General features: G+C 56.8%; 20 protein-coding genes and 3 tRNA genes. 17 read left to right on the top strand and 6 right to left on the bottom strand.

The window, feature by feature from the left end:
• Positions 1-236 precede the first annotated feature (236 nt).
• Positions 237-1,223, top strand: coding sequence for an ornithine lipid hydroxylase OlsE (olsE, locus tag AC1Q5O_RS06550; RefSeq protein WP_492562163.1), 987 nt, complete (start codon positions 237-239; stop codon positions 1,221-1,223).
• Between the two features lie 16 nt (positions 1,224-1,239).
• Here olsE and AC1Q5O_RS06545 read toward each other — a convergent pair whose 3' ends face one another.
• The 3 genes from AC1Q5O_RS06545 to rlmB form a co-directional block, all read right to left on the bottom strand.
• The gene (locus AC1Q5O_RS06545) at positions 1,240-1,833 is read right to left on the bottom strand and encodes a YceI family protein (protein WP_492562162.1); all 594 of its coding nucleotides are present in this window, start codon (positions 1,831-1,833) and stop codon (positions 1,240-1,242) included.
• Positions 1,830-2,444 carry a cytochrome b gene (locus tag AC1Q5O_RS06540; RefSeq protein WP_492562161.1) on the bottom strand — a complete coding sequence of 205 codons (615 nt, stop codon included), beginning with the start codon at positions 2,442-2,444 and terminating at the stop codon, positions 1,830-1,832. The genes AC1Q5O_RS06545 and AC1Q5O_RS06540 overlap by 4 nt, the downstream gene beginning before the upstream one ends.
• A 113-nt stretch (positions 2,445-2,557) precedes the next feature.
• Positions 2,558-3,421 carry a 23S rRNA (guanosine(2251)-2'-O)-methyltransferase RlmB gene (rlmB, locus tag AC1Q5O_RS06535; protein ID WP_492562160.1) on the bottom strand — a complete coding sequence of 288 codons (864 nt, stop codon included), beginning with the start codon at positions 3,419-3,421 and terminating at the stop codon, positions 2,558-2,560.
• Positions 3,422-3,680: 259 nt separating this feature from the next.
• On the opposite strand from rlmB, the gene AC1Q5O_RS06530 reads away from it, so the two are divergent.
• The 3 genes from AC1Q5O_RS06530 (at position 3,681) to tuf (ending at position 5,376) form a co-directional block, all read left to right on the top strand.
• Positions 3,681-3,765 (top strand) — tRNA-Tyr (locus AC1Q5O_RS06530).
• Between the two features lie 122 nt (positions 3,766-3,887).
• Positions 3,888-3,961 (top strand) — tRNA-Gly (locus AC1Q5O_RS06525).
• Between the two features lie 239 nt (positions 3,962-4,200).
• Positions 4,201-5,376 carry an elongation factor Tu gene (tuf, locus tag AC1Q5O_RS06520; protein WP_105732669.1) on the top strand — a complete coding sequence of 392 codons (1,176 nt, stop codon included), beginning with the start codon at positions 4,201-4,203 and terminating at the stop codon, positions 5,374-5,376.
• A gap of 80 nt (positions 5,377-5,456) precedes the next feature.
• Here the strand turns inward: tuf and AC1Q5O_RS06515 are convergent, their stop codons facing one another.
• Positions 5,457-5,984, bottom strand: a complete 528-nt coding sequence (locus AC1Q5O_RS06515) for an STM3941 family protein (protein WP_346306323.1) — start codon at positions 5,982-5,984, stop codon at positions 5,457-5,459.
• A gap of 341 nt (positions 5,985-6,325) precedes the next feature.
• On the opposite strand from AC1Q5O_RS06515, the gene AC1Q5O_RS06510 reads away from it, so the two are divergent.
• The 11 genes from AC1Q5O_RS06510 to rpoC all read left to right on the top strand — a co-directional run bounded on the left by AC1Q5O_RS06510 (position 6,326) and on the right by rpoC (position 21,094).
• Positions 6,326-7,273 (top strand): COG3904 family protein, encoded by a 948-nt coding sequence (locus AC1Q5O_RS06510; protein ID WP_492562159.1) that lies wholly within the window; start codon positions 6,326-6,328, stop codon positions 7,271-7,273.
• A 74-nt stretch (positions 7,274-7,347) separates the two neighbouring features.
• Positions 7,348-8,634, top strand: coding sequence for a COG3904 family protein (locus tag AC1Q5O_RS06505; protein WP_492562158.1), 1,287 nt, complete (start codon positions 7,348-7,350; stop codon positions 8,632-8,634).
• Positions 8,635-8,778: 144 nt separating this feature from the next.
• Positions 8,779-8,854 (top strand) — tRNA-Trp (locus AC1Q5O_RS06500).
• 225 nt (positions 8,855-9,079) lie between these two features.
• Positions 9,080-9,280 carry a preprotein translocase subunit SecE gene (gene secE / locus AC1Q5O_RS06495; protein WP_091886799.1) on the top strand — a complete coding sequence of 67 codons (201 nt, stop codon included), beginning with the start codon at positions 9,080-9,082 and terminating at the stop codon, positions 9,278-9,280.
• 23 nt (positions 9,281-9,303) lie between these two features.
• The gene (gene nusG, locus AC1Q5O_RS06490) at positions 9,304-9,834 is read left to right on the top strand and encodes a transcription termination/antitermination protein NusG (RefSeq protein WP_223613252.1); all 531 of its coding nucleotides are present in this window, start codon (positions 9,304-9,306) and stop codon (positions 9,832-9,834) included.
• A 138-nt stretch (positions 9,835-9,972) separates the two neighbouring features.
• Positions 9,973-10,401 (top strand): 50S ribosomal protein L11, encoded by a 429-nt coding sequence (rplK, locus tag AC1Q5O_RS06485; protein ID WP_105732673.1) that lies wholly within the window; start codon positions 9,973-9,975, stop codon positions 10,399-10,401.
• 4 nt (positions 10,402-10,405) lie between these two features.
• Entirely contained in the window at positions 10,406-11,104 is a 699-nt protein-coding gene (rplA, locus tag AC1Q5O_RS06480) for a 50S ribosomal protein L1 (RefSeq protein ID WP_182552812.1), read from the top strand.
• 348 nt (positions 11,105-11,452) lie between these two features.
• Complete coding sequence (gene rplJ / locus AC1Q5O_RS06475; RefSeq protein WP_105732675.1) at positions 11,453-11,971, top strand: 50S ribosomal protein L10; 519 nt, start codon at positions 11,453-11,455, stop codon at positions 11,969-11,971.
• A 47-nt stretch (positions 11,972-12,018) separates the two neighbouring features.
• A complete protein-coding gene (gene rplL / locus AC1Q5O_RS06470; protein WP_223613254.1) occupies positions 12,019-12,396 on the top strand; it encodes a 50S ribosomal protein L7/L12 in 378 nt (125 codons plus the stop codon).
• A 194-nt stretch (positions 12,397-12,590) separates the two neighbouring features.
• A complete protein-coding gene (gene rpoB / locus AC1Q5O_RS06465; RefSeq protein WP_472461097.1) occupies positions 12,591-16,742 on the top strand; it encodes a DNA-directed RNA polymerase subunit beta in 4,152 nt (1,383 codons plus the stop codon).
• A gap of 143 nt (positions 16,743-16,885) precedes the next feature.
• Positions 16,886-21,094 carry a DNA-directed RNA polymerase subunit beta' gene (rpoC, locus tag AC1Q5O_RS06460; RefSeq protein WP_223613256.1) on the top strand — a complete coding sequence of 1,403 codons (4,209 nt, stop codon included), beginning with the start codon at positions 16,886-16,888 and terminating at the stop codon, positions 21,092-21,094.
• Between the two features lie 110 nt (positions 21,095-21,204).
• Here rpoC and AC1Q5O_RS06455 read toward each other — a convergent pair whose 3' ends face one another.
• Positions 21,205-21,486, bottom strand: coding sequence for a hypothetical protein (locus AC1Q5O_RS06455; protein ID WP_492562157.1), 282 nt, complete (start codon positions 21,484-21,486; stop codon positions 21,205-21,207).
• Positions 21,487-21,510: 24 nt separating this feature from the next.
• Positions 21,511-23,253, bottom strand: coding sequence for an ATP-binding cassette domain-containing protein (locus AC1Q5O_RS06450; RefSeq protein ID WP_492562156.1), 1,743 nt, complete (start codon positions 23,251-23,253; stop codon positions 21,511-21,513).
• A gap of 82 nt (positions 23,254-23,335) precedes the next feature.
• Here AC1Q5O_RS06450 and AC1Q5O_RS06445 point away from each other — a divergent pair, with 82 nt between their 5' ends.
• Together AC1Q5O_RS06445 and AC1Q5O_RS06440 are read left to right on the top strand one after the other, a co-directional pair.
• Positions 23,336-23,617: a phazolicin family TOMM bacteriocin gene (locus tag AC1Q5O_RS06445; RefSeq protein ID WP_492562155.1), complete on the top strand. Its 282-nt coding sequence runs from the start codon at positions 23,336-23,338 to the stop codon at positions 23,615-23,617.
• 113 nt (positions 23,618-23,730) lie between these two features.
• Positions 23,731-24,597 carry an McbB family protein gene (locus tag AC1Q5O_RS06440; protein WP_492562154.1) on the top strand — a complete coding sequence of 289 codons (867 nt, stop codon included), beginning with the start codon at positions 23,731-23,733 and terminating at the stop codon, positions 24,595-24,597.
• The last annotated feature ends 15 nt before the right edge of the window (positions 24,598-24,612 follow it).

Raw genomic sequence — 24,612 nt, 5'->3', positions numbered from 1 at the left:
ATGGGGTTTTATGCAATGTTCTTGCAATCTAATGTGGTGACAACCCGATTGTGGCAGCAACCCGGTTTGATCTGCTGATCAGAATTGACCGATGCCTCGCAACCTGCTTTTCAGATGAAGCCGCATCCTGCGGGCGCCAGAAATTGAGCCGATGAAAAACCACGTGAACCCATTATGACTGCGACAAACATCGAATACAGGTTGATAGCAATGATTCATGCCGGGGGAATAATCCTATGCTGATCCCCAGGAATTCATGGCTCTACGCAGCACTCTCCTATTCATTGTGGCCCTTGTTCTATTGCGTCGGTCTCGCCGGAACCTATGCGGCGTTTCAGACGCAAGCGCCGCTTCTGTGGTTCAATGTGGTGTATTTTTCGGTGGTGGCACTCATTGCCGTCTTCGAACGGATCATGCCGTACGAGGAAACCTGGCTGAAACGCGACGGCGAAACCTTCAATGACATCGCCCATACGTTGCTGACAAAGGGCGCCGTGCAGATCGCCGCGGCCATTGGCGCATCGTTTCCCATGCTTGTGGCCATCGTCGCTCAGCCGGTGCTCAGCACGTCGGCACATATCTGGCCGAGCGAGTGGCCCTTGGCGATCCAGGTCGTCCTCGGCCTGATCATCGCCGAATTCGGGCTGTATATCGCGCACCGGCTGGCGCATGAAAAACTGGCACTCTGGCGGTTTCACGCCTTGCATCACAGTGTCGAGCGTTTGTGGGTGGTCAACACGGGCCGCTTCCATGTGATCGATTCGCTGTTCAAGATCGCACTCAGCCAGATACCGCTCTATCTGCTCGGCGCGCCGCTGCCAGTGTTCCTGTGGATCAGCGCCGTGACCGCGTTTACCGGGCTTTTGACCCATTGCAATGTCGACGTGCGCACCGGGCCGCTCGACTGGATTCTCAGCACGCCACGGTTGCATCGCTGGCACCATTCCAAGGAATTGTCGGAAGGCAACACCAATTACGGTGAGAATTTGGTGCTGTGGGATCAGATTCTGGGAACCTATTTCAATCCGCCGCGGCCATCGCCTGTCGATATCGGCATCAGCGGCAAGGTGGCCAAGAGCTTTCTCGGCCAGCTTGCGCAACCCTTTTCGTCCAAGGGGGTCCGGCAGATTCTCGGTTATGCCCCGAAGAAGAGCGATGAGGCCGGAGCTTCATCGGTCACGGCGAACGTGCTCGCCGGCGACAAGGCCGGCGAAAAGGATTGAGGCAGCAGTCGCGCATTCAACCGCGCTGGCCGTGGATGATCATGTTGAACTGCACGACATTCGAATAGATCGGCGTGCCGACATCCATGCCGTATCTGGAGCGCATCACCTTGCCTTCGACATGAAAGACGATGGCGTTGCGGTCATGGGTGGCCAGGCTGGCCTGGAAACTGGCCGGGCTGCTCTTGCCGCGGGCTGTCAATATTCCGTCGATTGTCGCCGTGTTGGGGCTGGTCTGGGTGATATGCGTTGACTTGAAGGTGACGGTTGGAAAGTTCTGCGCGTCGAACACGGCGTCGGAACGCAGGAAACTTTCGATCCGCGACTGGCCGGTGTTGACGCTTTCGGGAAACAGCGTGAACTCAATGCTCGACCGGCCGATATCGCCATTGTTCAAGGAAAACACGCCCGAGAACTTCTTGAAGTCGCCCGATATGCCTCCGCCGCCGATTTGCTCGACGACGAAGCCGATGCGGGACGATGCATCGATCTTGTAACGGCCTGCCACATCGGCCAGCGTGTCGGCATTTGCCAGTGCGGGCGCTATTGCAAGCAGAAGTGGTATGACGGCCTTGAGAACGGCGCTGATGCAAGCCCGGGCGATTTTCATGATCGAGTATCCTTGTTTGCAATGCGCAGGGGATCGGCACGCGACCGAACTGGGGCCGGGCGGCGCGCGCCGAGCATGCGCAGGAGGACAGTGTCCTTTTTCCAGAGGTGATGGTGCAGGGCTGCCAGAATGTGCGTGGCAGCGACAATGGCGGAGAGATAGGCGAGCCAGGCGTGACTGGCTGTCCAGAATGCTTCGGCCTGATCCGAGATCGTCAGAGGCAATGGCGGTATCACCACCAGATTGAAGGCATAGGTCGGTATCTGCAAAGGCGAACTGGAGGCGAGCGCCCATCCGGTCAACGGAATGACAAAGAGGGCGATGTAGAGGAACGCGTGCGCCACATGCGCTGCGGCGCGCTCGATCCGGCTCATGCTGTTGGGCGCACGTGGCCGCGGATTTGCCATCCGCCAGAGAAGCCGCACGCCCGAGAGCAGCAGAATGAGAAAGCCCAGGGATTTGTGCCACTGGAAAAGGCTGAACTGCAGGGCGTAATTGCCCGTGCGGACCATCAAATAGCCCAGCAGAATCTGTCCAAGGAAAATGGCAGCAATGATCCAATGGAAGAGGATCGTCACCACGCCATAGGATTCCGCATCATTTCGCAGCATCGGTACACTCCATCGCACAAGCAGCCCCTGGGGAGGGGCTACCCTGATGTGGAATGAACACCGCAGCGGTGAAAATTATTCGGTCCGCCGATTCTTTTGTTCGGCGGCGCGGATTATCCGGCTTTTGTGCTCAGAAACCGCTGCGCCGCATACAGCGAGATGGCTGCGGCATTCGAAACATTGAGCGATTTGATCGCGCCGGGCATGTCGAGTCGGGCGAGGTGGGTCACCGTTTCACGGGTCTTCTGCCGCAATCCCTTGCCTTCGGCGCCCAGAACCAGCGCGATGCGGTCATGCGCCATGGTTTTTTCGAGTTCGAGCGGGCCTTCCGAATCAAGACCGATGGTGGCAAAGCCGAGTTCGTGCAGTTCGTGGATGGCGTCGGCGAGGTTGCGCACCTCGATATGCGGAATGAGTTCAAGCGCGCCCGATGCGGCCTTGGCCAGCACGCCCGATTCCTGTGGGCTGTGGCGGGCGGTGGTCACGATGGCACCGGCGCCGAAGGCAACGGCGGACCGCATGATCGCGCCGACATTGTGCGGATCGGTGACCTGGTCGAGAATCAGCAGGAGCTGGCTGTCTTTCAAAGCCTTCAGCGACTGGGTCTTCAGCGGCTTGACTTCGATCATGACGCCCTGATGCACGGCTTCGGAGCCGGTTTCGCGATCAATCGCACGCGGATCGACAATATCGACGTCGAAGGGCAGGGCGGACGAATCAGCGATCTCCAGCCGGTCGAGGGCATTCTTCGTCACCAGCATGCGCTTGATCTGACGCTGGGGGTTGTCCAGCGCGGCGCGCACCGTGTGCAGGCCGTACAGGCGCACGAGCCCTTCGGGCGCCTGTGTGCCTTCCGCAGCGGGCCGCGTGGGACGCTGGGCCTGCGGCAGCCCTCCGGCCTTCTTGTCGCGAAACTGGCGGCGCAGCGTGGCATAGTGGGAATCTTTGGGTGTACGGGATGGTTTTTCTTCGCTCATGCCGCAACCTATAACCCTTCATGCCGCCCGGCGATATATGCTTCTTGGCGAAAATGCAGATGCTCCCGCTTTGATCGCTTTGGCCGTGCCGGCGAACGGCCCGGGACAATGATTTTCACAGGACCCGTCATTTTCTTCCGCAGACTGTTGACACCACGAAAGCTAGTCGGCATAAGGCCACCCGCAAGCCGCCGCTGGAAAACAAATCCGGCAGCTGGTTTGCAGAGTGCCTGATGGCGCGGTTCTATCGGTAGTGACCGGAGGAGTGCCCGAGTGGTTAAAGGGGACGGACTGTAAATCCGTTAGCTTGGCTTACGTTGGTTCGAATCCAACCTCCTCCACCACTGCCGGAACCGAGCGCCTGATGCACAAGCCAAAACCGGAACTGGTTTTGGTATGGCTTGTGCGCCGTTTAAAATGTTACGGTGGTTCCAGTGCGTTTCGCACGCACGGCACTGTAATATGTGCGGGTATAGCTCAGTGGTAGAGCAGCAGCCTTCCAAGCTGAATATGCGGGTTCGATTCCCGCTACCCGCTCCAGATTTGCAAGAGCACCGCGTGCACGCGTGAGCGCGCAGAGGTGCTCTTCGATTTTTGTCTTGAGCATTGCACGCCGCTCATGTGTCCCCATATGAACGAGCATGAACAAGACGAAACCAATCCGATCCGGTTGATCAGACCGGGCGGGCGACTGAGCTGACGGACGGCTTGCTGTCTCGTCTGAGCTACAAACATGGTACCGGCCCTAGACCGGTTGTGATGACGAGAGAACGACAGCTATGGCTAAGAGCAAGTTTGAACGTAACAAGCCGCACGTCAACATCGGCACGATTGGTCACGTTGACCATGGCAAGACATCGTTGACGGCAGCGATTACGAAGTATTTCGGAGAGTTCAAGGCGTACGACCAGATCGACGCGGCACCGGAAGAAAAGGCGCGCGGCATCACCATTTCGACGGCGCACGTCGAGTACGAGACGGCAGCGCGCCACTACGCGCACGTCGATTGCCCCGGCCACGCCGACTATGTGAAGAACATGATCACCGGTGCGGCGCAGATGGACGGCGCGATCCTGGTTGTATCGGCAGCCGACGGCCCGATGCCGCAGACGCGCGAGCACATCCTGCTGGCCCGTCAGGTTGGCGTTCCGGCGATCGTGGTTTTCCTGAACAAGGTCGACCAGGTTGACGATGCCGAGCTTCTGGAACTGGTTGAACTGGAAGTGCGCGAGCTTCTGTCGAAGTACGACTTCCCGGGCGACGATGTGCCGATCGTCAAGGGTTCGGCGCTGGCCGCACTGGAAGATTCCAACAAGGAAATCGGCGAAGACGCGGTGCGTGCGCTGATGGCGGAAGTCGACAAGTACATCCCGACGCCGGAGCGTCCGGTTGACCAGCCGTTCCTGATGCCGATCGAAGACGTTTTCTCGATCTCGGGTCGTGGTACGGTTGTGACGGGCCGCGTTGAACGCGGGATCGTCAAGGTTGGTGAAGAAGTTGAAATCATCGGCATCAAGCCGACGACGAAGACGACGGTGACCGGCGTTGAAATGTTCCGCAAGCTGCTCGACCAGGGCCAGGCCGGCGACAACATCGGCGCGCTGATCCGCGGCGTTGGCCGTGAAGACGTCGAGCGCGGCCAGATCCTTGCCAAGCCAGGTTCGGTCAAGCCGCACACGAAGTTCAAGGCAGAAGCCTACATCCTGACGAAGGACGAAGGTGGCCGTCATACGCCATTCTTCTCCAACTACCGTCCGCAGTTCTACTTCCGCACGACCGACGTGACGGGCGTGGTGACGCTGCCGGAAGGCACGGAAATGGTCATGCCCGGCGACAACATCTCGGTTGATGTGACGCTGATCGTGCCGATCGCAATGGAAGAGAAGCTGCGCTTCGCTATCCGTGAAGGTGGCCGCACGGTTGGCGCAGGGATTGTTGCTTCGATCATCGAGTAATTGTCGCAAGACAAGTTGAATGCGGAAAAGGCGGCCAGTGGCCGCCTTTTTTGTTTGCCTGCAGCTATTGCCTGATGAAATCAGACGGATTTCGGTTTGCCGTAGGTGCGATGGTAAGCGGCAACGAGTTCGAACAGGCGATCGAAGTCGATCGACAGGACCCGGCCATCGATGTAGATGCCCTTCGGCATGCGGAACAGCGATGCCCGGACGATCCTCGATTTGATGCCCCGGCCGAGCTGATCCACCTGATGGGGATCGATACCCAGCACGATTGTCTGTTCGCGGTTGTCATTCCATGACGCCACGTCGTTGATGTTCTTCCAGGGAATGGTCTCGTCGGCCAGGCGTCTGTCGCACAGGCCTTCCGGCGAGATGGTGATTGCATCGCGGGTCTTGAGCAGCCGCCAGACCAGGCGACCCGTCAGAAGCGGGAAAACCACGGAACCGGCACAGGCGATGTACTCGATCAGGTTTTCCGGCTCACTGCCGAGCAATTCATAGATAACGACCCCGATTGAATAGAATGACAGCATGCTCGTCATGGCAATATGCTGCAATGGCTTCGAGAACGAGGATTTGATTTTGATCGTTTGGCGCGCGTCCATTTTGATCTCTTTCGTCAATCCCCGTGACGGCCGGTCGATGCCGGGCCCGGTCGCGGGAAGGGACAGGTTGAATTCACGAAAATGTGATGACGTAAATGCATGACGTGAGCATGACAATCCTATGACGCGTCAATTCACACTTTATTGCAATTGTACACTTATCGAGAGCTAGCGCTTCAACACGCTGCTGCCGTGGGCAATGCGCCCCTGCGGCGAATGGGCAGATGCTTGCTGTTTACCCTTCCGGACCCTTGGTCTATCCTTGCCGCAACAGAGCATATTCGGCTCCAAGGATACCGCAGCGATCCGGCAGCGGGCAATTGGTAGTTATCGGGATTGACATGTTTGGTTATCGTTTGGCCGGATGCAGCGTTCTTTCAGGCATGGCTGCCTGTGTTCTCCTGGCATTGTTGCTCCAACTGGCGCTTGTTGCGCCCGTTCTGGCGGGAAAGAAGCAGGCCGGGGCACCCGTCCTGCAGTCCATGCGCTTTGCCATAGTCCGCAGCGCGGTGCCCAGTTGCGAGCCCGCCTGTCCGGAATGGATATGGGCCTCCGGCACCATATTGGACGACACGCCGGCCAAGCTGCGCAAAATTCTGAAGGTCATGGGCAAACGGCGCCTGCCGATCATCATGGAATCGAATGGCGGCAATGTGGACGCCGCCATGCAGGTCGGCCGCATGATCCGCAAACGCGGCCTCGACATTGCCATCGGCAGGACCCGCTTTGAAGGATGCAGCCCCGACCAGAAGTGCAAGCCCGACCGTTATGCCGATGGGGCCTATGCCGGGTTTCCCTATCCGGCGGGCGCCTATTGCCTCTCCGCCTGTCCCTATATCTTCGCGGCGGGCGAAAAGCGTCTTGTCGGCCCCTGGGCCCTGATCGGCGTGCACCAGATCACGCAGGTCTATACGCAGACACGCATCACCTATGAGACGCGCTACCGGATGGTGAACGGGAAGAAGAAGATTCTTGATACCAAGATCGTCGGGCGCAAGCCTGCCGGATCCTATGAACGCACCGATCTCAGCAAGGGATATCGCCAGAAGCTGCTCGCCTATTTCACCGGCATGGGCATCGACCCGGCCATTGTCGACCGGATGCTCTCCATCCCGGCCAAGGATATCTCGGTTCTGACGCAGGATGAACTGGTTGCGTTCAAGCTCGTGTCGGGAACGGGGGATGTCAGCGATCTCGCGGCCACGCGCATCTGTGCGCAGGAGCCCAAGGCCGCAAACTGCGTTGAGCTCAAATCTGCCGGTTCCAAGATTGTTTCGAGAATGGACTGATATTTCTGACACCCCATTGATAGCGAAGCCGTTCCGCTTGTAGATAGGCAGGGGAATTGCTTGTGGGGAAGAGCATGGCGTTGACGAAAGTTGCGTTCGATGATTGCCGGTTGCGCTGCCACGATGGCTTTTCCCGTTTATTGATTGTTCTCAGCCTCGCTTTTGCTCTGTTTGCAGGTTTGACAACGCCGTTGCTTGCCGCGGATGCCGAACGGCCCGCGTTGCCCGGCCCGGGCTCGACCAGCCAGCCATATGTTCCACCACCGCTCGGCCTTGCCTCGGGACCGGCAACAACGGTGCAGCCGATCCTGCGCGATGCTGACCTAACCGGTCCGTCGTATAGCTCTCCAGAGCAATCGGCGCCCAGCACCGGCCCCTTCTGCGATATGTCATGCCCGGCCTGGACGCCGGATCGCGCGTCCATTTGCAACCCGACGAGGAATTGTGTGGCGGGCGTGCCCGCCTATGCTCCGCTTTTTTCGCCGCAGGCGGGAAATATCCCCAGACCAGAACCGATCCAACCACTGCCAGACACGTATCAGTCGAATCTTCTCGTGGCTGATAGTCCCATGGCGTTCGCGATTGTGCGCGCCGACGTGGAGGTTTGCAGGCCGAATTGCCCGGAATGGATTGCGGCTACGGGGACGATCAAGCCCGATACGCCTGCAAAGCTGCGGAAAATCCTGAACCAGGCCGGCAAGCGGCGGCTGCCACTTGTGATCGACTCGAGGGGAGGTGCCGTGAATGCCGCCATCGAGATGGGGCGGATCATCCGCAAGCGCGGTCTGGACGTTGCCATCGGCAAGACGATGTATTTGGGGTGCACGCCAGGCGCGAAGAGTTGCAAACCCGATTTTGCCGATGGGGCTTATGCCGGTTATGCTTTTCCAGGCGGCGGGATTTGTCTGTCCGCCTGTCCGTTTTTTGCCGCGGGCGGCTTAAAGCGATTGGCCGGATATGAGGCGCGGGTCGGGATTCACCAGATCACCACCACGGTCACAAATCTCATGATTACCTATCAGACGCGCTACAGGATCGTGAACGGCAAGAAGAAAATCATTGATCGGAAAGTTGTCAGCCGGAAACCAACCGGGACGTATGAAACCACGGAGGTGCGTAAAGGCTATCGCAAGCAACTCGTTGCCTATTTCGTGGAAATGGGCGTCAAACCCAGCCTCGTCGACCGGATGCTTGCCGTTTCCGCCAGCGATATCTACATATTGCAGTATAACGAGCTGTCGGATTTCAAATTTGCGACGGACGAGGGTGATTCTCGTGCATTCACTGCCGGCAGGATTTGCAACCGCGATCCAAAGCCCGGCAACTGTGTGGAACTGAAGCCTGTTCCACCGAAAGCCTGAGAAAAGGCAGCGGCTTTCATCTCTGCCGGCGCGGGAAAACCGTCAAATCTGCGCGTCACGCGACGAATTTCTCATAAAGCAGCGCGCGGCGGGAATAGGGGCTTGAAAAGCGCAGCGCTTTGTGGAATGTACGCCCCGGACTGTAGGGGAGTAGCTCAGTTGGTAGAGCGGCGGTCTCCAAAACCGTAGGTCGCAGGTTCGAATCCTGTCTCCCCTGCCACTCATAGTCTGCCCGCACACGATTGGATGGTGTGCTGACAGATGTTTGGAAAGAAACGAAACCGGGGACTTGTGTTTTACCGGAATCGGTTCTATGTAACATCAACAGACACGCGGTGCGTGGAGCTGAACGATCAGCTTTACGGGCCGTAATGGTGTGAACAAAGCGTGTTGTTACCATGGCAACATATTGAGTTTACAACAACATGACACGCACGAGCGGTAAATGGCATCCAAGACAAACCCGATAAGTTTTTTTCAGCAAGTGCGCGCGGAAACGGCAAAGGTCACCTGGCCTTCACGCCGTGAGACGCTCATTTCCACCGCTATGGTGATGGTGATGGCGTTTTTTGCTGCGATTTTCTTCTTCGCAGCTGATCAGTTGATGGCCTTCGGGATTGATCTCGTTCTCGGTCTTGGTCGTTAACGCAGGCTGACAAGGAAATTTGAATGACCGCGCGCTGGTATATCGTTCACGCCTATTCGAACTTTGAAAAGAAGGTCGCCGAGTCGATCGAAGAAAAGGCGAGGCAGAAGGGTCTGTCGCATCTTTTCGAGAAGATCCTCGTGCCGACTGAAAAGGTGGTTGAAGTGCGCCGCGGCCGCAAGGTTGATGCTGAGCGCAAGTTCTTCCCGGGTTATGTCCTTGTTCGTGCCGATCTGACGGATGATGCGTATCATCTGATCAAGAACACGCCGAAAGTGACGGGTTTCCTCGGTTCCGACAACAAGCCGGTTGCGATTTCCGACAAGGAAGCCGACCGGATCCTGATGCAGGTTCAGGAAGGTGTCGAGCGTCCGAAGGCTTCGATCTCGTTCGAGATCGGCGAAAGCGTTCGTGTTGCCGACGGTCCGTTTGCTTCGTTCAACGGTGTTGTTCAGGAAGTCGACGAAGAGCGTTCGCGCCTCAAGGTGGAAGTTTCGATTTTCGGCCGCGCTACGCCGGTCGATCTGGAATTTGGCCAGGTCGAAAAGATCTGATCAATCGGCCGCCCGACGGGCGGCCAGCCACGTCAGTGGCCAATGGTGGGAGGTGAGGCGGCCTTTAGCCGGGTCTTCAATCCGTACCACCAAACTGCAACCGCCGGTTTTCCGGCATAATGATAAGGCAGAGAAGTTATGGCTAAGAAAATTGCAGGCCAGCTCAAGCTGCAGGTTTCGGCAGGATCGGCAACACCGTCTCCTCCCATCGGACCGGCACTTGGTCAGCGTGGCATCAACATCATGGAATTCTGCAAGGCCTTCAATGCGGCCACGCAGGAACTGGAAAAGGGTTCGCCCATTCCGGTCGTGATCACATACTATCAGGACAAGTCCTTCACTTTTGTGATGAAGACGCCGCCGGTGTCTTACTTCCTCAAGAAGGCTGCAAACCTGAAGTCCGGTTCCAAGGAGCCAGGCAAGGTGGTTGCTGGCAAGATCTCGCGCGACAAGGTCCGTGAAATCGCGCAGGCGAAGATGAAAGACCTGAACGCAGCGGATGTCGAATCCGCCATGCGCATGGTCGAAGGTTCTGCCCGTTCGATGGGCCTGGAAGTGGTGGGCTGAGACGATGGCAAAAGTATCAAAGCGTGTAGCCAAGGTTCGTGAAGGCGTTGACCGCGAGAAGCTCTATGATCTGACTTCGGCTGTTGCCATGGTCAAGGAACGTGCCATTGCCAAGTTCGACGAGACGATCGAAGTATCGATGAACCTCGGCGTTGATCCCCGCCATGCGGACCAGATGGTTCGCGGCGTAGTCAATCTGCCAAACGGCACAGGCCGTACGGTTCGCGTTGCTGTTTTCGCTCGCGGCGACAAGGCTGAAGAAGCCAAGAAGGCCGGTGCTGACATTGTTGGCGCGGAAGATCTGTTCGAGATCGTCAATGGCGGCAAGATCGATTTCGATCGCTGCATTGCCACTCCGGACATGATGCCGCTCGTCGGTCGTCTCGGTAAGGTTCTCGGCCCGCGCGGCATGATGCCGAACCCGAAGGTCGGCACCGTAACGACGGATGTTACGGCGGCGGTCAAGGCTTCCAAGGGCGGCGCTGTCGAGTTCCGCGTCGAGAAGGCCGGTATCGTTCACGCCGGCGTCGGCAAGGCATCGTTCGATGTCAAGGCGCTGGAAGAAAACATCAAGGCATTCACCGATGCCGTCACCAAGGCAAAGCCGGCAGGCGCCAAGGGTGAATATGTCAAGCGCGTCGCGATTTCTTCGACGATGGGCGTTGGCGTCAAGGTTGATCCGTCGACTGTACGCCCTGCGTAACAGCTGATGTGAAAACTCGAGCCTAACGGCTTGAGTTCTAAAGAATTCCAGGCCTTTCGGGGCCTGGATAACCGGATGAAAGTCCGGTTATCCTGTCCGAGATTGCAGGTGGCTCGCCTTAATTGTCATGAGCCTGCATGAGACGTGGAACAGCTTTGTTAGGGTGGAAAAATCCACCGAGACAAGGTTCGAACCGTAGTTGCCTTTCGCTTGCAGCCGGATTTCCGGCGAAGCAGGGGGGACAGGATCCTCAAGTGTTGTTTGGTTTCAGTTTTCGGATTGAAGCCTTGCGACAAAAGGCAACCCGGCAGGGACGCACCGTGCGTTTCTGCCAAATGGAGAGAGACAGTGGAAAAAGCGGAAAAGCGCGAATTTGTCACTTGGCTGAACGGCGTCTTCAAGGACTCCGGTTCAGTTGTCGTGGCCCACTATACCGGTCTCACCGTTGCGCAGCTGAGCGATCTTCGCTCCAAGATGCGTGATGCTGGTGGCACCGTTAAAGTCGCGAAGAACCGCCTTGCCAAGATCGCTCTTCAGGGCACGGAATCGGAAGGCATTTCTGACCTGTTCACAGGTCAGACACTTGTTGCCTATTCGAATGATCCGATTACGGCACCAAAGATCGCCATCGAATTTGCCAAGGGTAACGAGAAGCTCGTCATCCTCGGTGGCTCGATGGGAGCAACAACTCTCGACGCTGATGGCGTGAAGGCTCTTGCCGCACTGCCGTCACTCGACGAGTTGCGTGCAAAGCTGGTTGGTATGATCCAGACACCAGCAACGCGCATCGCTCAGATCGTAAACGCACCGGCAGGCCAGCTTGCCCGCGTTTTCGGCGCCTATGCCCGGAAGGACGAAGCGGCATAAGGCCGTTCTCGCTGTCAATATATCGAACCTTGTAAAGGAAAACCAAAATGACTGATCTCGCAAAGATCGTAGACGACCTGTCCAACCTGACTGTTCTGGAAGCTGCTGAACTTTCCAAGCTTCTTGAAGAGAAGTGGGGCGTTTCTGCTGCTGCTCCTGTTGCTGTTGCTGCTGCCGCTGGCGGCGGTGCAGCTGCTGCAGCCGTTGAAGAAAAGACTGAATTCGACGTCGTTCTGACCGAAGCCGGCGCTAACAAGATCAACGTGATCAAGGAAGTCCGCGCAATCACCGGTCTCGGTCTCAAGGAAGCCAAGGACCTCGTTGAAGCTGCTCCCAAGCCAGTCAAGGAAGCTGCTACCAAGGACGAAGCTGACAAGATCAAGGCACAGCTCGAAGCAGCTGGCGCCAAGGTTGAACTCAAGTAAGTCCAACATTTTCGGCGGGCAGGGCGACAAGCCCTGTCCGCTGATCTGCCCTTTTTGGGCAACCCGGTACTGAACCCTTTTCCTGACGGCAATTCCGATGCTTTCAGGAAACGGGTTTTGTCCCGTTCACGGGGCCGCAAAAGCGGTTTTAAGAAACATGCCAGTTTCCGCTGGCGCAAAGACGAGGAGCGACGATGGCTCAGACCCATACTTTTAACGGTCGTAGGCGCGTACGCAAGTTTTTCGGTAAGATCCCTGAAGTCGCAGAGATGCCGAACCTCATCGAGGTTCAGAAGGCTTCCTACGATCAGTTCCTCATGGTTGAGGAGCCGAAAGGCGGGCGTCTTGATGAAGGTCTGCAGGCTGTGTTCAAGTCTGTGTTCCCGATCCAGGATTTCTCCGGCGCTTCCATGCTTGAATTCGTCAAGTATGAATTTGAAGCTCCAAAATTCGACGTTGACGAATGCCGTCAGCGCGATCTGACCTATGCTGCACCGCTGAAAGTCACGCTGCGCCTGATCGTGTTCGATATTGACGAGGATACGGGCGCCAAGTCGATCAAGGACATCAAGGAACAGGACGTTTACATGGGCGACATGCCGCTCATGACCGATAACGGCACGTTCATCGTCAACGGTACCGAGCGCGTCATCGTTTCGCAGATGCACCGTTCGCCGGGCGTTTTCTTCGATCACGACAAGGGCAAGACCCATTCGTCGGGCAAGCTGCTGTTTGCTGCGCGCGTCATTCCTTACCGCGGTTCCTGGCTTGACATCGAGTTCGATGCCAAGGACGTGGTCTATGCGCGTATCGACCGCCGCCGCAAGATTCCTGCGACATCGCTGCTGATGGCGCTGGGCATGGACAGCGAAGAAATCCTGTCGACGTTCTACAATTCGCTGATGTTCAGCCGTGACGGCGACACCTGGCGCATTCCGTTCTCCGTCGATCGTTTCCGCGGTTTCAAGGCGACAACCGACGTTGTCGATGCCGATACCGGTGAAGTCATTCTCGAGTCCGGCAAGAAGCTGACAGCCCGCGCTGCCAAGCAGCTTGCTGAAAAGGGTCTGAAGTTCATCAAGGCAACGGAAGACGACCTGTTCGGCATGTATCTTGCCGAAGACATCGTCAACATGGAAACCGGTGAAGTTTATCTCGAAGCCGGTGACGAACTGGACGAGAAGACCCTCAAGGTTCTGCTCGACACGGGTGTAGCCGAGATCAACGTTCTCGATATCGACCATGTCAATATCGGACCGTATATCCGCAACACGCTGGCCGTCGACAAGAACGAGAGCCGCCAGGACGCCCTGTTCGACATCTATCGCGTCATGCGTCCCGGTGAGCCGCCGACAATCGACTCGGCTGAAGCCATGTTCAAGTCGCTGTTCTTCGATAGCGAGCGCTATGATCTCTCGGCTGTTGGCCGCGTGAAGATGAACATGCGTCTCGACCTGAATGCGGAAGACACTGTCCGCATCCTGCGCAAGGAAGATATCCTTGCCGTGGTCAAGATGCTGGTCGATCTGCGCGACGGTCGCGGTGAAATCGACGACATCGACAATCTCGGCAACCGCCGCGTGCGTTCGGTCGGCGAATTGATGGAAAACCAGTACCGCGTTGGTCTGCTCCGCATGGAGCGCGCCATCAAGGAACGCATGTCGTCCATCGAGATCGACACCGTGATGCCGCAGGACCTGATCAATGCGAAGCCGGCAGCCGCCGCCGTTCGCGAATTCTTCGGTTCCTCGCAGCTGTCGCAGTTCATGGATCAGACCAACCCGCTTTCGGAAATCACCCACAAGCGCCGTCTTTCGGCACTTGGACCTGGTGGTCTGACCCGCGAGCGTGCCGGCTTCGAAGTCCGCGACGTTCATCCGACGCACTACGGCCGTATCTGCCCGATTGAAACGCCGGAAGGCCCGAACATCGGTCTGATCAACTCGCTCGCAACCTTTGCCCGGGTCAACAAGTACGGCTTCATCGAAAGCCCGTACCGCCGGATCGTTGACGGCAAGGTCACGGACGACGTCGTCTATCTCTCGGCGATGGAAGAAGCCAAGTATCACGTGGCGCAGGCCAATGTGGAACTCGACGCTTCCGGCGCCTTCACGGACGAATTCGTTGTCTGCCGTCATGCGGGTGAAGTTCTGATGGCTCCGCGTGAAAACGTGGATCTGATGGACGTGTCGCCGAAGCAGCTCGTATCGGTTGCCGCAGCGCTCATTCCGTTCCTGGAAAACGACGACGCCAACCGCGCTCTGATGGGCTCGAACATGCAGCGTCAGGCCGTACCTCTGGTTCGCGCCGAGGCACCGTTCGTCGGTACCGGCATGGAGCCGATCGTTGCCCGTGACTCCGGCGCCGCCATCGGTGCACGCCGCACAGGTATCGTCGATCAGGTCGATGCGACGCGTATCGTTATCCGTGCGACGGAAGATCTCGTACCGGGCAAATCAGGCGTCGATATCTACCGCCTGATGAAGTTCCAGCGTTCGAACCAGAACACCTGCATTAATCAGCGTCCGCTGGTTCGCGTTGGCGACCGGATCGAAAAGGGCGACATCATTGCCGATGGTCCTTCGACGGACCTGGGCGATCTGGCGCTCGGCCGCAACGTGCTCGTCGCGTTCATGCCTTGGAACGGCTACAACTACGAAGACTCCATCCTTCTGTCTGAAAAGATCGTTTCGGATGACGTCTTCACCTCGATCCACATCGAGGAGTTCGAAGTCATGGCCCGCGATACGAAGCTCGGACCGGAAGAAATCACGCGCGACATTCCGAACGTTTCGGAAGAAGCCCTGAAGAACCTGGACGAAGCCGGTATCGTTTACATCGGCGCGGAAGTTCAGCCCGGCGACATTCTCGTCGGCAAGATCACGCCGAAGGGTGAAAGCCCGATGACGCCGGAAGAGAAGCTTCTGCGCGCCATCTTCGGTGAAAAGGCTTCCGATGTCCGTGACACCTCGATGCGCATGCCGCCCGGGACTTACGGTACGGTTGTGGAAGTTCGCGTTTTCAACCGCCACGGCGTTGAAAAGGACGAACGCGCCATGGCGATCGAACGCGAGGAAATCGAGCGTTTGGCCAAGGACCGCGACGACGAACAGGCTATTCTTGACCGCAACGTCTATGGCCGTCTGGCTGACGTTCTCAATGGCAAGCCTGCCGTTGCCGGACCGAAGTCGTTCAAGAAGGGCACTGTTGTCACGACGGAAGTCATGGGTGAACACCCGCGTTCCCAGTGGTGGCAGTTCGCTGTCGAGGACGAAAAGCTTCAGGGCGAAATCGAAGCTCTGCGCAACCAGTACGACGACTCCAAGAAGCTGCTCGAACAGCGCTTCATGGACAAGGTCGAAAAGGTACAGCGCGGCGACGAGATGCCTCCGGGCGTCATGAAGATGGTCAAGGTCTTTGTTGCTGTGAAGCGCAAGATCCAGCCAGGCGACAAGATGGCCGGCCGTCACGGCAACAAGGGTGTTGTCTCGCGCATTGCCGCCGTTGAAGATATGCCGTTCCTCGAAGACGGAACGCATGTCGACATCGTGCTCAATCCGCTTGGCGTGCCAAGCCGCATGAACGTTGGCCAGATTCTGGAAACGCATCTGGGCTGGGCCTGCGCCGGAATGGGCAAGAAGATCGGCGATCTGATCGAGGCCTACAAGGCACAGTATGCGGCCAGTGGTCAGGGCGATATCCAGCCGCTGCGGGCGACGATTGAGTCGATCATCCCCGACAACGACCGGAACGAGCCAGTCCGCAACTATGACGACGAAAGCATCGTGCGTCTTGGTGAGCAGATGAAGCGCGGCGTGTCGATTGCAACGCCGGTGTTTGACGGTGCGCATGAGCCGGACATCAATGTGATGCTGGAGCAGGCGGGTCTGAAGGCTTCCGGTCAGTCGACGCTCTATGACGGACGTACGGGTGAAACTTTCGATCGTCAGGTGACTGTCGGCTACATCTACATGCTGAAGCTGCACCACCTGGTCGACGACAAGATCCACGCCCGTTCGATCGGACCATACTCGCTCGTGACACAGCAGCCCCTGGGCGGCAAGGCCCAGTTCGGCGGTCAGCGTTTCGGTGAAATGGAGGTCTGGGCCCTGGAAGCATACGGTGCGGCCTACACGCTGCAGGAAATGCTCACGGTCAAGTCCGATGACGTCGCCGGTCGTACCAAGGTCTATGAAGCGATCGTCCGCGGTGACGATACGTTCGAGGCCGGTATTCCGGAGAGCTTCAACGTTCTCGTCAAGGAAATGCGTTCGCTCGGTCTCAATGTCGAGCTGGACGATACACGCCAGCAAGAGCAGCAGGCTTTGCCTGACGCGGCAGAGTAAAAAAGTTGGGGTGCGCGGTTTGCCGCGCACCCGACCATTTTGTTTCGAGCCGCTGCAGAAGCGGCATTTGATCTAGATGGACCCGCGACGGCGGATTATTCCATCGCAAGCAGAGGGCAATTTTTGCCCCATGGAGAAACGGCATGAACCAAGAGGTCATGAATCTTTTCAATCCTCAGGTGCCTGTACAGGCATTCGATTCCATCCGGATTTCGATTGCCAGCCCTGAGAAGATTCTGTCCTGGTCATACGGTGAGATCAAGAAGCCGGAGACGATCAACTACCGCACATTCAAGCCTGAGCGGGATGGTCTCTTCTGTGCTCGGATCTTCGGGCCGATCAAGGACTATGAATGCTTGTGCGGCAAGTACAAGCGCATGAAATACAAGGGCATCATCTGCGAAAAGTGCGGCGTGGAAGTAACGCTGTCGCGCGTTCGCCGTGAGCGCATGGGCCATATCGAACTCGCAGCCCCGGTTGCGCACATCTGGTTCCTGAAGTCTCTGCCAAGCCGTATCGGCACATTGCTCGATATGACCCTCAAGGGCATCGAGCGCGTTCTCTATTTCGAGAACTACATCGTGACCGAACCCGGCCTGACATCCCTGAAAGAGCATCAGCTGCTTTCAGAGGAAGAATACATGATCGCTGTCGATGAGTTCGGTGAAGATTCCTTCACGGCACTGATCGGCGCGGAAGCTATCCATGAGCTTCTGGCTTCCATGGATCTGGAGAAGATTGCCGGCGATCTGCGTGAAGAGCTGGCGACAACGACTTCGGATCTGAAGCAGAAGAAGCTGATGAAGCGTCTGAAGATCGTCGAAAACTTCCTGGAATCGGGTAACCGTCCGGAATGGATGATCATGAAGATCGTTCCGGTCATTCCGCCGGACCTGCGCCCGCTTGTTCCGCTGGATGGTGGCCGCTTTGCGACGTCCGATCTCAACGACCTCTATCGTCGTGTGATCAACCGCAACAACCGTCTGAAGCGCCTGATCGAACTGCGCGCACCTGGCATCATCATCCGCAACGAGAAGCGCATGCTTCAGGAATCGGTTGATGCACTGTTCGACAACGGCCGTCGCGGCCGCGTCATCACCGGTGCCAACAAACGTCCGCTGAAGTCGCTGTCCGACATGCTCAAGGGCAAGCAGGGCCGCTTCCGCCAGAACCTGCTCGGCAAGCGCGTCGACTATTCCGGCCGTTCGGTCATCGTGACCGGTCCGGAACTGAAGCTGCACCAGTGCGGTCTGCCGAAGAAGATGGCGCTCGAACTGTTCAAGCCGTTCATCTATGCCCGTCTCGACGCCAAGGGTTATTCCTCGACCGTCAAGCAGGCGAAGAAGCTGGTTGAAAAGGAAAAGCCGGAAGTCTGGGACATCCTTGACGAGGTCATCCGCGAGCACCCGGTTCTCCTGAACCGTGCGCCGACGCTGCACCGTCTTGGCATCCAGGCGTTCGAACCCATCCTGATCGAAGGCAAGGCTATCCAGTTGCATCCGCTCGTCTGTACCGCTTTCAACGCGGACTTCGACGGTGACCAGATGGCTGTTCACGTTCCGCTTTCCCTGGAAGCGCAGCTTGAAGCCCGCGTTCTGATGATGTCGACGAACAACATCCTGCACCCTGCAAACGGTCTGCCGGTTATCGTTCCGTCACAGGACATGGTTCTGGGCCTGTACTATCTGTCGATCGTTGCGGCGAAAGAGCCGGGCGAAGGCATGGCTTTTGCCGATATCGGTGAACTGCATCACGCCATTGGCAGCGGTGCTGTCACCCTGCACACCAAGATCAAGGGCCGCTTCAAGAGCATTGATGCGGACGGCAAGCCGACGTCGAAGATTTTCGACACGACGCCTGGCCGCATGATCATCGGTGAGCTGCTGCCGAAGCACCACAACGTGCCTTTCGACATCTGCAACCAGGAAATGACCAAGAAGAACATCTCCAAGATGATCGACACGGTCTATCGCCATTGCGGACAGAAAGAGACGGTCATTTTCTGCGATCGTATCATGCAGCTCGGCTTCAGCCACGCCTGCCGTGCCGGTATTTCCTTCGGCAAGGACGACATGGTCATTCCGGAAACCAAGGCGAAGCTCGTTGCCGAGACCGAAGCTTTGGCGACCGAATACGAACAGCAGTACAATGACGGCCTGATCACCCAGGGCGAGAAGTACAACAAGGTCGTCGACGCCTGGGGCAAGTGCACCGAGAAGGTCGCTGACGAAATGATGGCCCGCATTAAGGCTGTCGAGTTCGATCCTGTCACTGGCCGCCAGAAGCAGATGAACTCGATCTACATGATGTCGCACTCGGGTGCCCGCGGTTCGCCGAACCAGATGCGCCAGCTGGGCGGCATGCGCGGACTGATGGCCAAGCCTTCGGGCGAAATCATCGAAACGCCGATCATTTCGAACTTCAAGGAAGGCCTGACCGTGAACGAGTACTTCAACTCGACCCACGGTGCCCGTAAGGGTCTTGCCGATACCGCCTTGAAGACGGCCAACTCCGGTTACCTGACACGCCGTCTCGTCGACGTCGCGCAGGATTGCATCGTCATCTCCGTGGATTGCGGCACGACAACGGGCCTCACCATGCAGCCGATCGTTGATGCCGGTCAGGTCGTTGCGACCATTGGCCAGCGTGTTCTCGGCCGTACGGCGCTCGAAGACATCCTGCATCCGTTGACGGGTGACGTTCTGGTTACCGGCGGCAACATCATCGACGAGTTCGATATCGATGCCATCGAAAAGGCGGGCGTTCAGTCCATCCGCATCCGTTCGGCTCTCACCTGTGAGACCCGTGGCGGCATCTGCGCCAAGTGCTACGGCCGCGATCTGGCCCGTGGTACGCCAGTGAACCAGGGTGAAGCTGTCGGCGTTATCGCCGCTCAGTCGATCGGTGAGCCAGGCACGCAGCTGACGATGCGTACGTTCCACCTTGGTGGTACGGCGCAGGTTGTGGATCAGTCGTTCCTCGAAGCCAGCTATGAAGGCACGGTGCAGATCCGTAACCGCAATGTGGTTCGCAACTCCGACGGCCATCTGGTTGTCATGGGCCGTAACATGGCTGTTGTCATTCTTGATGCGACAGGCAAGGAACGGGCGACACACCGCGTCACCTACGGTTCGCGCATCTATGTCGATGACGGCGATACGGTTAAGCGCGGCCAGCGTGTTGCCGAGTGGGATCCTTATACCCGCCCGGTCATGACGGAAGTCGAAGGTCATGTCGAATTCGAAGACATGGTCGACGGTCTCTCCGTTTCGGAAACGACGGACGAGTCCACCGGTATCACCAAGCGCGTGGTCATCGACTGGCGTTCGACACCGCGCGGTTCGGACCTGAAGCCTTGCATCGTTGTCAAGGACAAGGCCGGCAAGGTTCTGAAACTGGCAAAGGGCGGCGATGCACGCTTCCAGCTGTCGGTTGAATCGATCCTGTCGGTTGAGCCCGGCTCGCACGTGAAGGCGGGTGACGTTCTTGCCCGTATCCCGATGGAAAGCGCCAAGACCAAGGACATCACCGGTGGTCTGCCGCGCGTTGCGGAACTGTTCGAAGCACGCCGTCCGAAGGACCACGCGATCATCGCCGAAATCGATGGTACGGTTCGTTTTGGCCGCGACTACAAGAACAAGCGCCGCATCGTCATCGAACCGAACGACGAGACGCTCGAGCCAGTTGAGTATCTGATCCCCAAGGGCAAGCCTTTCCATCTTCAGGATGGCGATGCGATCGAAAAGGGCGATTACATCCTCGACGGTAACCCGGCACCGCATGACATTCTGGCCATCAAGGGCGTGGAAGCACTCGCTTCGTATCTCGTCAATGAAATCCAGGAAGTCTATCGTCTGCAGGGCGTTCTGATCAACGACAAGCACATCGAAGTGATTGTTCGCCAGATGCTGCAGAAGGTCGAAATCACCGAATCCGGTGACACTGGCTTCATCGCCGGTGACCATGTCGACCGGATCGAGCTGGACGAGATCAACGAACGTCTCGAGGAAGATGGCAAGAAGCCAGGCTATGGTACTCCGGTTCTCCTGGGTATCACCAAGGCTTCGCTGCAGACGCCGTCCTTCATCTCGGCTGCGTCCTTCCAGGAAACGACACGCGTCCTCACGGAAGCTGCCGTTGCCGGCAAGATGGATGCGCTGCAGGGCCTGAAGGAAAACGTCATCGTTGGCCGTCTGATCCCGGCTGGTACGGGTGGAACGGTCAAGCAGATCCGCCGCATTGCCGGTGCCCGCGACGAGCTGATCATCGACGAGCGCCGCAAGGAAAGCGGAGCCGGTGCTGCCAAGGTCGACGCCATGCTGACCGACATGACAGGCACCCCGGCCGAATAAGCCGGTTGCACATGACAACATTGAAAAGGCCGCCTTTCGGGGCGGCCTTTTTGTTTGAGCTGTGAGGTGAATGCTGATGGGCAGGTGAGCGTAATGCCAGCCCCTCTAGTTCATTGGTCAAACTCGATCAGCGCGGCCTGGCCGGTGAGGGCGGTCTTCCAGGCGGAGAGGTGGGGTTCTTCCTCCGGCTCGCTTGTCAGCGTGCCGATCTCCAGGAGTTCAGCCTCTTCATAGCCTTCATTGGCCAGAATCTGCAGGGCGGTTTCAACCAGCCCGTCGGCATCGTCGTTCATCAGGAGAACATGCACCTGCAGCGGCTCTTCCTCGCCTTTCTTCCAGACGTCGGCAACGATGAGGTGGACTGTTTTTGGCTCGAGGTTATCTGTTGGCATAGAATTGATTCCAGAGTTTAATCGTCATTCTCTCTGTACTGAAATCGTACCACTTATGAAATCAGAATATTCTTTGCGGCCAAGCAGATCGATATGGGTCCCACATAGAGTTTTTCCCGGTCCAATCAAATAGAGGACGGTGTCATTTGGTCCAATCAGCTTTATGTCATGGGTTACTATAATCTCGGTCTGCCTGTTTTTACGATTGTTCAATGCCAGGACCACGCGCGAGCGATTTACTTCATCCAGTGCGGTTGTCGGCTCATCCAACAGCAAGAGATTGGAAGGTTTCAGGAGTGCACGAGCCAAGGATATGCGTTGTTTCTCGCCGCCCGATAGTCTGTTACCGCGTTCCCCCACGGTCGGCTCGTTCCTGCCATCATGCCGGTCCAGGATCTCACGCAATCCCAATACCGACATGATGGCTTCAATTGCATCGTTCGATGCGCCGGAACCAAGTGTGATATTTTCTCTGATTGTCATATCAAACAAGAGACTGTCCTGGTAAGCCACCGCGATACCATTGCGGAATGCTTCAGCGTTGGTCTGCGTCAGATCGACGTTCTCAATGGTGAAATGTCCGGTCGATGGGGGAACCAGACACCCCAGAACACGTAGAAGACTGCTTTTTCCCGTGCCGGAAGCACCGACGATGAACAGTCGGCCGGCTGCGGCGATTGAAAGGTCCAGGCTGACAATCACGGGAGTCGCGCCTATCGTGATCCCCAGATTGGTGAGTTGCAAAGCCCAGGGTCTGTCGGCTACCGGTAAATCAGAACTCTGCGCTGCAGGAACCGGATTTTCCGCGAGAAGACGCATCAACAAAGTCGCCTCTCCTGCAGAAGCGTGTATTTCCCGGTAGACACGCGCCAATGTCTCGACGGGCTGCAAGAGCCGGATAATGTAGGTATTGATCAACACAAGTTCGCCAACCGTAAGCGAGCCCACTGAGATGTCGAGCGCACCGCGCCATAGAACCCAAATCACGACGCCGCCGAATATGATCGTCTGCAATACGCCGTAGTAAACACGCTGGGTAAAGGTCACTTTCCAGTGCCGGTCATTTGTCTTCAGCTTTTTGTTGAGCTGTCCGATGATTGCCGTGCGTAAGTTCGCTTGCTGTACTTGATCTGCGTTAACGAGGGCATCAAGCCCATATGTCCAGGCGGCTGTGCCGCTTTCCATGGCGTCTTCAGTCGCTGCCCGTATGCGGATCGCCGACAGGTTTGCCAGGTATCCATAGACGCATAGGGCGGCGATCAACACGACTGCAATCCATGGATCGACCATGACTGCGATGACAAATCCCGCAATCATCAGCTCGACGATCGTCGGTGCAACGGAAAAGGCTAGGCTCGATGTAATATCCCGGATGGCATCGAGCCCCTTTTCAACGATACGGCCTAGCTCATGAGACGTGTGTTCCCGCATCGCATGATAGGGAAGCGACAACGCATGGTTGAAGACGTTCAGTGTCAGGTGGCGTTGCAAACGGAGATTGAATGGACCAAATGTCAGCCATTCGAATTGCGAGATGATGGAGGTGATAAGCAAGCTCACGGAAAACGCAAGAATAAGAGATATGCCGGTTTCCATGTCATGCCCCTCAGATAGGAGATCGATGCCCTTTGCGAACAGTATCGGAATAGCAGACATCGCTGCGCTTACTATAGTGATTGTTCCGATCAAGATCAGCAATAGTAAGAGCTGCCTACTGTTTTTGAATATTATTAAAATAGAATATTTGAACACGGCGGATTCATTCACGAAATTTCCCCAATATATAAGAAATATATTATTACAATCGTAATTATACGAGCCATATTGGCTGAATTCCAATCGTTTATCCATGCGACTAACGTATAATATACATCGTGGTACAATTCGATATGGTGTGTTTGTTACAAAATTTCCAAGGAGGTATGGGATGTTGATCCATTTTCTGAGCCCAGGACAATTCGGCGATCAAGTTGAGTTCGATGATGATGACAACGCGACCATGGCAAGCGGTGGACTGAGTGGAGTAAGCCCAAGTAGCTCGAAATCGAATAGCAGCTCAAAATGTGATAGCAGCAGCAGATGCGGTGCATCCGGCAAAAGCAGCAGTTCTTCGGCCTCTAGCAAGGGGTGAAGCATCTAAGCCCAAGGGCGGTACCCAAGCTGCGGGTACAGCCTCTTTCTGGCTGACAACATCATTGCATTGATCCAAGGCGCCACCGACTACTCCAAATCTGGAGGTTGAGGATGCGATTTAACATTCAGCCCTATGCCAAAATCGTTGGTGATGATGACGGGATACCTTTCATATGCACGCCATCCGGTGTCACACGCCTGCATGACCACTCGATGATCGATGTGCTGACGCATCTCAAGGCATTGGGCGTCTCGACAAATCAACCAGCCATTGATCAGCTCTTTGCAGATCAGAATATTGACCCCAGGGCTGGCCGGAGTTTTCTTGAAAGAATAAACATACTGAAGCGGTATCGTGATGATGTGAGGGTTCTGGTCTACTCAACGGACGGGGCCATTGCAGCAATGGTTGCCGCGCAAATCGAGAGAAATGATGCTGTCGACGTCATCAGCATCGACAACCTTGGTGACATCTCAGGGTCAGCAATACTCATCTGTGTCCAGGCGCAATATGATCATGGATTGGCGCGCGCCATTGTCGATCTCTGTCATCGAAAGCCGGATCTGTTCCTTTTGCACGCCTACTTTGTAATGAGGCACTTTGTGATTGACGGGTTTTATTCGGTGCGGATGGCGCTGCCCGACCACTTCAGTTCGCTCTACAATCTTGCGGGTCTCGATCGATCATCCAAATTCAAACCCTCCAGTTGGGCGGATGTTTTCTTCGCTCATGCCAGCGCGGTCAGCGCCACTGCTATCCCAACCTTGCCAAGGTCGTCGCTTGAAGAGAGCGCCGCCCTGCATTTGCTTTATACCCGCTTCCGGCAATTGATCGCGTCTGAAATGGTTCCCGTCTTCTCCGACGATCTGGGTACAGTCACGGAGATGAATCTGGATAGCGGACATATTCAACGCCATCGCGCCAATCACTCAAGTTTCAGCTCGTCCATGCGCGACTGGGCCGTCTCGTCGACCTAGCCAACCGGGAGGAGC

The sequence above is a fragment of the Phyllobacterium sp. MT110 genome (genome assembly GCF_058792715.1).
Note: the sequence above shows the minus strand (reverse complement) of the source record. Positions and strands in the feature narration are given on the sequence as shown.